The following is a 12630-nucleotide window of genomic DNA, read 5'->3' on the forward strand; positions in this document are numbered from 1 at the left end:
CCGCCACAATACTTTTTCAATCAATGACATTGTCATGTTTGGCCCCGCAGGCTCCAACGGATTCTTGAAGGGAGCCGGACAGCTCCGGCCCCTCGAATTTCCTCCGTTTGTCACCGTCATAGAAGAATGCGAAGGCGCACCAGATGAAACTTATGACCTCCACCGCGCGCGGCAGCGCTGCCGTCCTGGCCGGTGCCCTGCTGATCGGTTCCCTGGCCGCCTGCGGCGGCGGGTCCAGCCAAGCCGCCGCAAAGGCTGACACCAGCAGCCTCACGTTGGCAATCGACAGCGATTCGGCATCCTTCGGTTACGACCCCCTGCGCGTTTCGGCCGCCCAGCGCCAGTTCTTCGAAGGCCTCTACGACTCCCTCATGACGCTTCAGCCGGACGGCTCCACAGGCCCCGGCCTGGCCAAGGAGTTCAGCTACAACGCGGACAACACCATCCTCACGCTGACCCTCAAGGACGACGTCACGTTCACCGACGGCTCCAAGCTCGACGCCGCCCTGGTCAAAGCCAACCTGGACCGCCGCTCCGATCCGGCCCTGAGCGCCTACTCCGCCGTAGCCAAGGGCGGCGCGCAGGAAATCACGTCCGTGGACGTGGTCAGCCCCACGCAGGTGGCCCTGACCTTTGCCAAGCCTCAGCCGGGCTTTGAAAAGAACCTGGCGTCCACCACGGGCATGATCGTAGGCAAGAACGGTGTCACGGACACGGCAAGCCTCGGGGCCACCCCCGACGGTTCCGGCCCGTACACCCTGGACCCCTCCACCGTGAAGGGCAACAAGTACGTCCTGGTGAAGAACGACAAGAGCGCGGACGCTTCCAAATACGCCTACAAGAAGGTGGTCTTCAGCGTTGTCATGGATCCCCAGGCCCGGGCCAACGCCCTGGTCTCCGGCCAGGCCGACGTTGCCATGCTGACCTCGAACACTGTGGACTTCGCCAAGTCGAAGGGCGTCGGTGTCACCCAGATCGGCGGCACCGTCAACACCATGATCTCCTTCGACAAGACCGGCAAGACCGCGCCGGCGTTCGCCCAGGAAAAGGTCCGCCAGGCCATCCAGTACGCCATCAACCGCCAGGCCCTGGTGGACGCCCTGCACAAGGGTGACATTCCCGCCTGGAATGCCCTGCCCAAGGACTCTGCCGGCTTCAGCAAGGACCTCGAAACCAAGTTCGCATACAACCCGGACAAGGCCAAGAGCCTGCTGGCCGAGGCCGGCTACGCCGACGGCTTCGAGTTCACCATCATTGCCGGCGCCCAGACCCAGACGGACCTGCAGGCCGTCCAGAAGGACCTCGCCGCGGTGGGCATCACCATGAACGTCAAGATGGCCGCCTCCACCGACGAAGCCTTCGCCGCCGTCGCCACCACGCCCCTGGGATACGCGCCACTGAACTGGGACAACCCCGTCGGCGTGATGTACGGCGCCATCCTCAACGGCTTCACCAACGTCCAGAAGGCCACCGACGACCAGCTCAGCGCAGCCACAGGCGAACTTGCCGCAGCCAAGGACGACGCCGCCGTCAAGGCAGCCGCCACCAAGCTGAACACCCGTCTGGTGGAGTCCGGCTGGATGATCCCGCTGTACGAAGCGCTCACCAACCAGGGCTACAACACCAAGAAGGTGTCCCCGGTGAAGTTCGCCGGCACCAACGCCTACCCGCTCCTCTCGTCCTACACCCCGGCCAGCTAATACCCGCACCGTCCCGTGGGCCCTTCCCGGCAAGGGGAGGGCCCACGGGCAGGGCCTGACCGATGGAGGTCACCATGGCACTATTCATCACCAAGCGCCTGCTGATGGCGCTGGCCACCGTGCTGGTGGTGGCGGTGCTGGCATTCCTGCTGGTACACGCCATGCCCGGCAGCCCCGGAGCGGTTTCCCTCGGCGCCGGCGCCTCACAGGAAGCCATCGACGAGGTCAACCAGCGGCTCGGCTGGAACGATCCCCTGGTCACCCAGTTCGCCACCTGGTTCGGATCCGCCGTCCAGGGCGACCTGGGGGTTTCGCTGATCGACGGCCGCTCCGTCAGCGCAGACCTTGCCAGCCGGCTGCCCGTCACGGCCTCGCTCGCCGCCGGAGCCACCATCCTCAGCGCCGTCCTGGGCATCGCCCTGGGCGTGACCGCAGCCGTCCGCGGCGGCCTGCTGGACCAGGTGATCGGTGGCTTCGTTGGCCTCCTCGTAGCCCTGCCGGCCTTCTGGGTGGGCATCATCTTCGTCTACCTCTTCGCCGTGCAGTCCTCTGTCTTCCCGGCCACCGGCTACGTGCCCTTCGAGGTCTCGCCGCAGGACTGGGCGCAGTCCCTGGCGCTGCCGGTGATCACGCTGGCCGTGGGCGGCGCCGCGTTCATTGCCCGCCAGACCCGGGCGTCCATGCTCGAGGCCCTGCAGCAGGAGCACATCCGGACGCTGCGGGCCACGGCCACCCCCACCTGGAAGATCCTCTACGTCCACGCCCTGCGCTACGCGAGCCTGCCCATCGTGGCCGGGATCGCCCTGCAGTTCATCGGCCTGTTCGGCGGTTCCGTCATCGCGGAACAGCTGTTCGCCATGCCCGGCCTGGGCCAGGCCGTCCAGTCCTCCGTCAGCACCCACGATGCCCCTGCCGTGCAGGGCGTGGTGGTGATCGCCACCGTGGTGGTGGTCGCCGTCAACCTGGTGCTGGAACTAGCCACCAAGTTCCTCGACCCGAAGTTGCGTGCCTCATGATTCCCACAGTTGCCCCGGCTCCCGCGGACGCGGACCAGACAGGAAGCACGACGGCGGCAGGAGCGTCCGCGCCAAGCCCCGGCAGGGCGGCACTCGCCAGGTTCTCCAGGCACCGCCTGTTCAGCTCGCCGGGAGCCGCAGCCGGCCTGGTGTGGCTGGCCGCGCTGGTTATCGCGTCCCTGACCGCGCCGCTGTGGCTGCCGTTCAAGACCGAGGACCAGGACTTCACCGCCGTCCTCTCCGGCCCCACCGCCGCGCACTGGCTGGGCACCGACGAGCTCGGCCGGGACATCCTCAGCCGCATCTTCGCTGCCGCGGCCGGCACCCTGGGGACGTCGCTGATCACGGTGATTGTCGGCGTCGGACTTGGCACCGTCCTGGCCATGCTCGCCGCAGGCGCGGGGGAGCGGACCGAAACCGTGATCAGCCGGGTCACCGAAATTATGATGTCCCTGCCGGGAACCGTGATCATCCTGGCCGTCATCGGCGCCGTAGGCACCAACATCCCGGTGGTCATGGCCATCCTGGGAATCCTGATGTCCGCCGGGATCTATCGCGTGATCCTGGGCCAGGCCAAGTCCCTGCAGTCCCAGCTCTACGTGGACGCCGCCAAGGTGGACGGCACCAGTCCGTTCGGGATCAGCCTCCGCCACGTCCTCCCGGGCCTGGCCAACACCATCGTGGTGCAGGCAGCCCTGATCTTTGCCGTGGGCATGCTGATCCAGGCCGGCCTGGCGTTCATCGGGTTCGGCCCGCCCATTCCGCAGCCCAGCTGGGGCGGCATGATCCAGGGCGCCTCCCAGCACGTCTACGACGCCCCGTGGATGATGGTGCCCACCGGTGCCGTGCTGGCACTGACGGTTCTTTCAGCGAACGCCATCGGCAACGCACTCGGCAAGGCACCCAACGCAGCCGCCCCGCACCTGCCCTCGGCGGCCGCCCGGAGGCAGCGCGCCAAAGCCGTCGCCGCCATCGCCGCAGCGGAACCTGCAAAGGCCCCTTCCGCCGGGGACGTGCCAGCGCCGGACAACTACGGAAAGGGGACGCTCAGCGTCCGTGGCCTCTCCGTCGGCGTCGACAGTGCGGGTACAGGCAGAGGCGTCCGCCTGGTCACCGACGTCTCCTTCGACGTCCAGCCCGGAACCGTCCTGGGCCTGGTGGGTGAATCCGGCTGCGGCAAGACCATGACGGCGCTGTCCCTGCTCGGGCTGCTGCCCTCAGGCGTCTCCGTCACCGGCGGCCAGATCCTGTGGAACGGCAGGAACCTGGGCGCCACCACGGAGAAGGACATGGAAGCCGTCCGCGGGCGGGAGATCGCGCTGATCAGCCAGGAACCCATGCGGGCCCTGGACCCGATGTTCACGGTGGGCTACCAGCTCACCGCCACCATCCGCCGGCTCCGGGGGATGGGCAGGGCAGAGGCCCGGAAGGAGGCCCTGACCCTCCTGGAAAAGGTGGGCATCGTTGACGCCGCCCGCATCCTGAAGACCTATCCGCACCAGATCAGCGGCGGCATGGCCCAGCGCGTGGCCATCGCCCTGGCGCTCTCCGGCCAGCCAAAGCTGCTGGTGGCGGACGAACCCACCACCGCCCTTGACGTCACGGTCCAGGCCGAGATTCTGTCCCTGCTCCGGACCCTGGTGAAGGACACCGGCATGTCCGTGGTCATGGTCACCCACGACCTCGGCGTCGTGGCAGACATCTGCGACCAGGTGGCTGTCATGTATGCCGGGCAGGTGGTGGAAAACGGGAAGACCCAGGCCATCCTGGACAACCCGCGCCACCCCTACACCCTGGCCCTGCTCGCCGCCGACCCGCACGCCAACCACGGGGACACCATGCCCGGACGGCTGGCCACGATCAGCGGCCAGGTCCCGCAACCCAAGGACTGGCCCTCCGGCTGCCGCTTTGCCGCCCGGTGCCAGTTCGCCGGCTCCGCCTGCCTGGAGCCGGTCCCGCTGCTGTCCTCCGGCGCCGGCGACGGCCTGGTGCGCTGCGTCAAGGCAGACCAGTTGGCCGTCGAAGGCATGGACTGGCTGGCTACGGACGTGCCCGGCGCCCGCACCCTGCGGGTCACGCCCAAGCAAGACCACATCGTTGAAAAGGACCTGGCATGAGCACCACAGTCACGGAACGCCGCGATTCACCGCCCACCGCAGCCACCCCCACGCTGGAGGTCAAGGACCTGGTGGTCCGCTACGGAAAGGGCCGCAAGGCAGCCACGGCACCGGCCGCCGTCGACCGCGTTACCTTCAGCATCGCACCCGGCGAAACCTTGGGCCTGGTGGGGGAGTCCGGCTCCGGGAAATCCACCATCGGCAAGGCCATCCTTGGCCTGCAGAAGGTCTCCGGCGGGTCCATCACGTACCAGGGCCGGGACATCACTGGGGCCAATGCCGCGCAGCGGCGGGCCCTGGGCGGGGAACTGCGCGCCGTCTTCCAGGACCCCAACTCGTCCCTGAACCCGCGCAATACCATCGGCACCTCCCTCGCCGAACCGCTCCGCCTCCGCGGCGTCTCCGGCGCGGAGGCAAGAGCCAAAGCGGAAGACATGCTGGAACGCGTTGGGCTGCCGCGGGACGCCGTGGACCGGTACCCCAGCCAGTTCTCCGGTGGCCAGCGGCAACGCATCTCCGTGGCGCGCGCCCTGATCTGCGACCCCCAGCTGGTGGTCTGCGATGAGGCCGTCAGCGCCTTGGACCTGTCCACCCAGGCCCAGGTCCTGAACCTCCTGGCCGACCTCCGCGACGAACGCGGCCTGAGCTACCTCTTCATTGCCCACGACATCGCCGTGGTCCAGTTCCTGGCCGAGCGCGTGGTGGTGCTTTACCGCGGCCAGGTGATGGAAACCGGACCGGCCGCCGCCGTCACCGGGAACCCGAAGCACCCCTTCACCCAGGCCCTCGTGGCCGCGTCCCCCGTGCCGAGGCCTGCCGAGCAGGCCGCCCGGCGGGAAGCCCGCGAATCGCTGGGTGTCCGCACAGGCGCCGCCGCCGTTCCCGGACCCGGCGGCTGCCCGTTCCGGCTCCGCTGCCCGCTCGCCACCGAGTTGTGCGCCACCGAACGCCCGGCGCTCCGGCAGGTGGGCGCCTCCGACGTCGCCTGCCACTACGCCTGATGGGCGGCACTTTGCCCGCGGACCGGCCAGCGGGCGGCCACGGCGACCGGCTGGTCATGCTGGGCGTCAACGGCGGGCCGGTGATCACCCCGCAGGAGGCCCAACCCGCCATTGCGCTAGTGGTCAATGGCGGCGTCTACCTAGTGGACTGTGGCCTGGACACCGCCCGTCAGCTCATTCACTCAGGTCTGGGCTTTGGCGGTGTCAGGAACGTGTTCATCACCCACCACCACCTTGACCACACCTCCGGGCTGCCCGGTGTGATGTTGCACGGCTGGACGGCCCGCCCCGCCCTTCCGTCCCTGGACATCTGGGGCCCGCCGGGGGCCGAGGCCAAAGCGGCCAAGCTGCTGGCCGGCTTCGACGACGAAATCGCCCTTTTCGCGGCAGGGGGCGGCTTCGGGTCCTTCCCTGCAGTGACGGGGCACGACCTGGACCTTCCGGACGACGGCGCCATCACATTCGTGATGGAGGACGACCATATTACCGTGACCGCCACCCGTGTTTTCCACGGTCCGGAGGTCGCCGACGCCTACGCCTACAGGTTCACCGTCAAAGAGACCGGGAAGGCTGTAGTTTTCTCCGGAGACACCGCTGCCCACAACGCCAACTTGATAGCACTGGCACGGGACTGCGACGTCCTTGTCCACGAAGCCCAGGACAATTCGGCGATCGAGCGCATCGCGGCGGGCCTCCCGGAACCGCGCGGCGCCGAACTGATCAAGCACCTGTTCGAGGCGCACTCCAGTGTCCTTGAACTGCCCGCCGTTGCCCACGCTGCGGGGGCCGGGAAACTCGTTCTCAGTCACTACACCCCCATGGCGCAGCCGCCGGAGGCATGGCTGGCGATGGCCTTGCCCGAGGCCACCCTGGCCGGCTACACGGGAGAGATCATCGCCCCGGCCGCACTGGACATCATTACCCTTTGACAGCAGAAACACCCCGTCCCTCGCGGACAAAGCAGAACGGAATACCCCCCCGCATGACACAGGAACCGTGGCAGGCCGCCATGATCACCCCCGAGCAGGACTTAGACGGCGCCCCGCGCCTCCGCAGGGAGTTCCGGCTCGACCAGGGCCACGGAGAGGTTGTGAAGGCAACCCTGCGGGCTACGGCATTCGGCGTCTACGAGGCCTTCATCAACGGTGCCCCGGTAGGCCCGGATGTGCTGAGTCCGGGCTGGAGCTCCTACGAGTGGCGCCTCCGCTACCGCAGCTACGACGTCACATCGCTGGTGGGCCCCTCCACCGTGATCGGCATCGAACTGGGCAACGGCTGGTACCGCGGCCGGCTGGCCTGGCACGGACTGTCCAACCTGTACGGCAGTGAACTGGGGTTCTTCGGGCAACTCGATATCGAGTTTGAGGACGGCTACGTGCAGACGGTCGCCTCGGACTCGTCCTGGCAGGCAGGGCCGTCCGCCACCACCGTCAACGACCTGTACGACGGGCAAACCATTGACGCCCGCAGGCTCCAGGCCGGCTGGGCGGAGCCAGGCTTCGCTCCCGGCAAGGGCTGGACCGGCGTGCGGGAGCTGGCGTTCGACGGCGGCCGGCTGGCCGAACCGGTGGGGCCGCCCGTGGTGCGTACCGGCGTCGTCCGTCCCGTGGAAATCCTCACCTCACCCTCAGGGAAGACGCTCGTGGACTTCGGCCAGAACCTGCTGGGCTGGCTGCGGTTCACGGTCCAGGGCGAGGCCGGGAAGGTGATCACCGTGCGGCATGCCGAGGTGCTGGAGGACGGCGAGTTGGGCGTCCGGCCGCTGCGGTCGGCGAAGGCCACGGACACCTTCATCCTCTCCGGCGGCAAGGACTTCTTCGAACCCACCAAGACCTTCCACGGCTTCCGGTATGCCGAAATTACGGGCTGGCCCGGAACCCTCGAAACAGGTGACCTGGAAGCCGTGGTGGTCCATTCGGACCTGGAGCGCACCGGCACTTTCGAATGCTCCAACGAACTGGTGAACCAGCTGCACCGCAACATCGTCTGGGGCCTGCGCGGCAACTTCCTGGACCTGCCCACCGACTGCCCGCAACGTGACGAGCGGCTCGGCTGGACGGGGGACATCGCCGTGTTTGCCCCTACCGCCGCCTATCTGTACGACGTGAAGGGGTTCCTGCAGGACTGGCTGCTGGACCTCGCAGCGGAGCAGAAGGCACAGGACGGGTTAGTCCCCATCACCGTGCCGGACGCCCTGAAATACTGCCCGCAGCCGGCTGAATTCCCCGCCCCTGAGTCCTCCGCGCTGTGGAGCGAGGCCTCGGTCTGGGTACCGTGGGCGCTGTGGGAAGCGTACGGGGACCTCTCCGTGCTGCGGAACCAGTACGAATCGATGACCGCGCACACGCGCCGCGTCGAAGGTCAGCTCTCACCGTCCGGGCTGTGGGATTCCGGCTTCCAGTTCGGCGACTGGCTGGATCCTGACGCCGCGCCGGACCAACCGTGGGCAGCCAAGGCAGACACCGCCGTCGTGGCCACCGCCTGCATGTACCGCACCGCCCGGCTCACCGCCCAGGCCGCCGGGCTGTTGGGAAAGCACGACGACGAAGCGCACTTTGAGGCGCTCGCCGCCCGGGTGCGTACAGCTTTCGCCGAGCACTACGTAGCGGCCGACGGCACCATCCGCAGCGACTGCACCACCGTGTACGCGCTGGCCGTCGCCTTTGATGTGCTGCAGACCCCGGAGCTGCGGGAGTCCGCCGGCACCCGCCTGGCCGAACTGGTCCGGGACAACGGCTACCGGGTGTCCACCGGGTTCGCCGGGACGCCGTTCATCACCCATGCGCTCACCGATACCGGGCACGTGGACGAGGCCTACCGGCTGCTGCTGGAGGAGGGCTGCCCGTCCTGGCTCTACCCGGTGACCATGGGCGCCACCACGGTGTGGGAACGCTGGGACTCCATGCTCCCGGACGGCACCATCAACCCCGGCGAAATGACCAGCTTCAACCACTACGCCCTGGGCGCTGTGGCGGACTGGATGCACAAGGCGATCGGCGGCATCCGGCCGCTGGAACCCGGGTACGCGCGCGTTCTCATCCAGCCGCAGCCAGGGGAGGGGATCAGCTGGGCCAGGACGTCCCTGAAGACCCCGCACGGCGAGGTCCGCGTGGCATGGACGTCCGACGGCGGGGAGTTCCGGCTCGAGGCGACCGTCCCTGCCGGGGTGGCGGCCGACGTCGTCCTTCCGGACGGCGCGCGGCACTGCGTGGAAGGCGGGACTCACTCCTTCACTGCCGGCGTTGCTGCTCCCACACTCGATTACCAGGCGAGCCGCTGATGCGTTACCAGGAGACAGGCCAGCACCTGCGGCTCAGTGAGATCAGGATGCGGGACCCTTTCATCCTGGAGGCTGCTCCCGGGAAGTTCGTCCTGTTCGGGACCAGCGACGGGAACGTTTGGGGTGGACCCGCCACCGGCTTTGACTGCTACACCAGCCACGACCTGGAACGCTGGGACGGTCCCATCGCCGCGTTCCGCCCGCCGCCCGGTTTCTGGGCGGATACCCAGTTCTGGGCACCGGAGGTGTACGCCCTTGACGGCCGGTTCTTCATGCTCGCCACCCTGGCGGCGTCCTCTGGCTCCCGCCCGCGCGGGGTGTCGGTACTCGTCTCCGATAGCCCCACGGGACCGTACCAGCCATGGAGCGATGGCCCGGTTACCCCGACAACCCAGCCGTGCCTGGACGGAACCCTGCATGTGGAAGATGACGGGACGCGCTGGCTCATCTACAGCCGCGGGACGGAGGGGGCGGCTGGCGCGGCGGGTATAAGCGACGGCGAAATGTACGCGCTGCGCCTCTCTGCGGACCTGCGCTTGGCCGCTGACGGGCCGGTCCTGCTGTTTACCGCATCTTCAGCCCCGTGGACGCGGCCGCTGCGTTTTCCGGAGGGCGTGGAACCCCCGGAGGGCCTGAACCTCTCCGAAGACCCACTCTTCACCGATGGACCGTTCGTCATTCGGGGAGCCGGGGGGAGCCTCCTGATGCTGTGGTCGAGCCACGGTGAGGCCGGATACGCGATGGGCATCGCCGAATCGACCGGCGGAACCGTCACGGGTCCCTGGATCCAGCACCCTGAACCCCTGTGGGCCAGCGACGGCGGCCACGGCATGGTCCTCCGCACATCCGGCGGGCGCGACTACCTGGGTTTCCACTGGCCGAACAGCACCCCCGATGAACGTGTCAGGCTGACTGAAGTGGACATCAGCGGGGACGGCATCCGGATCCTGTGATGGGGGAACCCCGCCGTGCCGGGTGCAACCGGGGCGCTGATCTGCAACGATGTGCCTCAGGACCAAACCCAGGAGGACTCATGCCGTACACCGTGGATTTCAAAAACGTCTCCACCACCGGTCTGGAATCGTCACCGGTAGCAGAGGCGCTGGCCGGGCTGCGGGCCAACGAGGCGCGCTACTACAAGAACAAGTACGATCACGACTTCACCGTCACGCCAGCGGAAGACGATGCGGAGACGCTGGCATACATCCACAACATCCTGTCCACGGAGCGGAACCTGGTGATCGGGTCCAAGCCCCTTGAGGTGTCCTCCTTCGAAGTGGACGGGCTGCGGATGGCGTACGTCTTCTACGAATCCGGGCTGTCCATCAATGTCATGTACTCCGTTGAAGAGGGCGGCAAGCGGGCAGTGGGCTTCAAGCTGTCCGACGGCATGGAGGTCCCGGAGGAACTGGCCTCCAGCTTCAAGTTCGCACGCCAGAAGTCCAAGCTCGCGGGCACCATCCGCGGCTCCTACTTTGTGGTCAAGGGCCAGTACTAGGGCCAGATCGCCGAAGAACGCCTTCCAACGATTGAAACCAGGCCCTGCCCCGGGCGCCGCTGCGCGGCACGATGGCGGGATGAACTCCAACCCCATCCTTTCGGGCTTCAACCCTGACCCGAGCATCGCCAGCACCCCGGACGGCTACTACCTGGTCACCTCGTCCTTCGAATACCTGCCGGGCCTGCCGGTCTACCACAGCCCGGACCTGGAACGCTGGGAACTGGTGGGCCACGTGGCCACGCGGGAGGAACAGGTACGGATTGCCGACGTCCCCACGCCGGGAGGCGTCTGGGCGCCGACCCTCCGCTACCGGGACGGCGTGTTCTACCTGATCGTCTCGGTGTTCCTTGGCGGCCGCGGCTGCGTGGTGTTCACGGCCACCGACCCCGCCGGGCCTTGGAGTGACGGCACCGTCATCGGCGCGGTGGACGGCATCGATCCGGACCTCGCCTGGGACGACGACGGAACTGCGTACGTGACGTTCGCCCGCCACCCAGACGCGATCCAGCAGGTGCGGGTGGACCTCGAAGCCGGGGAAGCCCTCGAACAGCCGCGGACACTGTGGTCCGGCAGCGGGTTGTATTCACCCGAGGGCCCGCACCTGTACCGGCGCGATGACTGGTGGTACCTGGTGGCGGCGGAAGGCGGAACGGACCGCGGGCATGCCGTGACGGTGGCCCGCTCGCGGCGCCCGGACGGCCCGTTCGAATCCGCGCCGCACAATCCCATCCTTACCGCCGCGGGAACCGGTTCGCCCGTCCAGAACACCGGGCACGCAGACCTCGTTGAACTGCCCGACGGCGGAACGGCCATGGTCCTGCTGGGTGTCCGCCCGCTGGGGCTGGCGAAGTCATTCTCACCATTGGGCCGTGAGACCTTCCTGGCCGCAGTGGACTGGGTGGACGGCTGGCCGCACGCGCGGCTTCCCCGTGTGGCTGGCGCGCGGCCCGAGGAACATGAGTACGACTTCAGCAACGGTGCCGGGCTGGAGGACCCGCAATGGGTCGGCGTACGCAGGGTACCGGCGGAGTTCTCCGCCCCCACCTCCAAAGGGCTCCTGCTCAGGGGCGAAGGCAGCACCATGGGCTCGCCCAGGCCTTGTTTCCTCGCCCAACGCCAGCGCCACCTCGGGATGGAATGCAGGGCCGTGCTTGACGTCGCCGCCGGCGCGGGTGGGCTCGCCGTGCGGAACGCCGAGGACAACTGGTTCGGCATCGAAGCCAGCCAGGACGGCGGATCCGTCAGGATCACGGCGCGCGCCGTCGTCGCAGGCTTTGACCGCACCTGGGAAACTACGGTTCCGTCCGGAGACGTTGAACTCGCCATCATGGCCAGCCAGCCGCCGTCGGATTTCAGCGCCGGTGCCGTGGGCGGCGACAGGATCCGCCTCCTGGTCCGGTCCTCCGGGCCAGGCGGCAACCCAGACGATGAGCTGCTCACCGAACTCGATGGCAGGCACTGGGCTTTCGAGACCGCCAAGGGCTTCACCGGCCGGGCCTTCGGCGTCTTCGCCGTGGACGGCGAGGTCCTGGTCCGCCGGCTTTCCTACCGCGGCAGGGACTGACCCGCTACGCGGCCACGGTGCCGGGCTGTGCGGCGTGGCCGGCCGAGGCCGTGCACGCTGCCCGCGCCGGTTCTACGACGGCGAGCTGGCCGGTGGTGTCCGGGACGCCGGGAAGGTGGATGGCAGGGATCTCGGCGCCGGCCTGCGCGCCCCGGGCGCTACGCATGCGGAGGAGCGAAACGGCGGAAATGAGGAGCCACGCGGCGTTGGTGGCCACTGAAGGCCACGCCTCATGGAAGGCGCCGTTGAGGATGAAAGCAGCGGCCCCAAGGAGGTTTGCGCCCTGGAACGCCCGGCCGGCCTTCACCCACCCCATGGAGACCGACAGGAACGCAGTCAGAATCATGGCGGCGCCGGCCCAACCGGAAATTTCCCAAACGAGTTCCATTGGTGTCCTTTCGTAAATCGTTACCTGATGGCAATTCTGCGGGGCAAAGGCATGTAGTTCAAT

Annotated in this window: 10 protein-coding genes; 9 read left to right on the top strand and 1 reads right to left on the bottom strand. The window is 68.0% G+C overall.

The annotated features are described in order from the left end of the window. Positions 1 to 143: 143 nt before the first annotated feature. The 9 genes from ACR65J_RS17800 (at position 144) to ACR65J_RS17840 (ending at position 12179) form a co-directional block, all read left to right on the top strand. Positions 144 to 1700 carry an ABC transporter substrate-binding protein gene (locus tag ACR65J_RS17800; RefSeq protein ID WP_440171551.1) on the top strand — a complete coding sequence of 519 codons (1557 nt, stop codon included), beginning with the start codon at positions 144 to 146 and terminating at the stop codon, positions 1698 to 1700. A gap of 62 nt (positions 1701 to 1762) precedes the next feature. After that, the gene (locus tag ACR65J_RS17805) at positions 1763 to 2716 is read left to right on the top strand and encodes an ABC transporter permease (protein ID WP_440171553.1); all 954 of its coding nucleotides are present in this window, start codon (positions 1763 to 1765) and stop codon (positions 2714 to 2716) included. After that, entirely contained in the window at positions 2713 to 4833 is a 2121-nt protein-coding gene (locus ACR65J_RS17810; RefSeq protein ID WP_440171555.1) for a dipeptide/oligopeptide/nickel ABC transporter permease/ATP-binding protein, read from the top strand. The genes ACR65J_RS17805 and ACR65J_RS17810 overlap by 4 nt, the downstream gene beginning before the upstream one ends. Then, positions 4830 to 5834, top strand: a complete 1005-nt coding sequence (locus tag ACR65J_RS17815; RefSeq protein WP_440171557.1) for an oligopeptide/dipeptide ABC transporter ATP-binding protein — start codon at positions 4830 to 4832, stop codon at positions 5832 to 5834. Before ACR65J_RS17810 ends, ACR65J_RS17815 begins: the two co-directional genes overlap by 4 nt. Then, positions 5834 to 6763: an MBL fold metallo-hydrolase gene (locus ACR65J_RS17820; protein WP_440171559.1), complete on the top strand. Its 930-nt coding sequence runs from the start codon at positions 5834 to 5836 to the stop codon at positions 6761 to 6763. The genes ACR65J_RS17815 and ACR65J_RS17820 overlap by 1 nt, the downstream gene beginning before the upstream one ends. A 53-nt stretch (positions 6764 to 6816) precedes the next feature. Continuing rightward, positions 6817 to 9114, top strand: coding sequence for a family 78 glycoside hydrolase catalytic domain (locus ACR65J_RS17825; RefSeq protein WP_440171561.1), 2298 nt, complete (start codon positions 6817 to 6819; stop codon positions 9112 to 9114). After that, entirely contained in the window at positions 9114 to 10067 is a 954-nt protein-coding gene (locus ACR65J_RS17830; protein WP_440171563.1) for a glycoside hydrolase family 43 protein, read from the top strand. The genes ACR65J_RS17825 and ACR65J_RS17830 overlap by 1 nt, the downstream gene beginning before the upstream one ends. 80 nt (positions 10068 to 10147) lie before the next feature. Beyond that, the gene (locus ACR65J_RS17835; RefSeq protein ID WP_440171564.1) at positions 10148 to 10612 is read left to right on the top strand and encodes a DUF8821 family protein; all 465 of its coding nucleotides are present in this window, start codon (positions 10148 to 10150) and stop codon (positions 10610 to 10612) included. Between the two features lie 79 nt (positions 10613 to 10691). Continuing rightward, the gene (locus ACR65J_RS17840; protein ID WP_440171566.1) at positions 10692 to 12179 is read left to right on the top strand and encodes a glycoside hydrolase family 43 protein; all 1488 of its coding nucleotides are present in this window, start codon (positions 10692 to 10694) and stop codon (positions 12177 to 12179) included. Positions 12180 to 12183: 4 nt separating this feature from the next. Here the strand turns inward: ACR65J_RS17840 and ACR65J_RS17845 are convergent, their stop codons facing one another. Beyond that, positions 12184 to 12567, bottom strand: a complete 384-nt coding sequence (locus ACR65J_RS17845; RefSeq protein ID WP_440171568.1) for a CBU_0592 family membrane protein — start codon at positions 12565 to 12567, stop codon at positions 12184 to 12186. Positions 12568 to 12630: the final 63 nt, after the last annotated feature.

Source organism: Arthrobacter sp. SAFR-044 (assembly GCF_059414985.1).

Coding starts and splice junctions, on each gene's coding strand:
- ACR65J_RS17800 (WP_440171551.1), top strand. CDS start 144: ATGAAACTTATGACCTCCACCGCGCGCGGCAGCGCTGCCGTCCTGGCC.
- ACR65J_RS17805 (WP_440171553.1), top strand. CDS start 1,763: ATGGAGGTCACCATGGCACTATTCATCACCAAGCGCCTGCTGATGGCG.
- ACR65J_RS17810 (WP_440171555.1), top strand. CDS start 2,713: ATGATTCCCACAGTTGCCCCGGCTCCCGCGGACGCGGACCAGACAGGA.
- ACR65J_RS17815 (WP_440171557.1), top strand. CDS start 4,830: ATGAGCACCACAGTCACGGAACGCCGCGATTCACCGCCCACCGCAGCC.
- ACR65J_RS17820 (WP_440171559.1), top strand. CDS start 5,834: ATGGGCGGCACTTTGCCCGCGGACCGGCCAGCGGGCGGCCACGGCGAC.
- ACR65J_RS17825 (WP_440171561.1), top strand. CDS start 6,817: ATGACACAGGAACCGTGGCAGGCCGCCATGATCACCCCCGAGCAGGAC.
- ACR65J_RS17830 (WP_440171563.1), top strand. CDS start 9,114: ATGCGTTACCAGGAGACAGGCCAGCACCTGCGGCTCAGTGAGATCAGG.
- ACR65J_RS17835 (WP_440171564.1), top strand. CDS start 10,148: ATGCCGTACACCGTGGATTTCAAAAACGTCTCCACCACCGGTCTGGAA.
- ACR65J_RS17840 (WP_440171566.1), top strand. CDS start 10,692: ATGAACTCCAACCCCATCCTTTCGGGCTTCAACCCTGACCCGAGCATC.
- ACR65J_RS17845 (WP_440171568.1), bottom strand. CDS start 12,567: ATGGAACTCGTTTGGGAAATTTCCGGTTGGGCCGGCGCCGCCATGATT.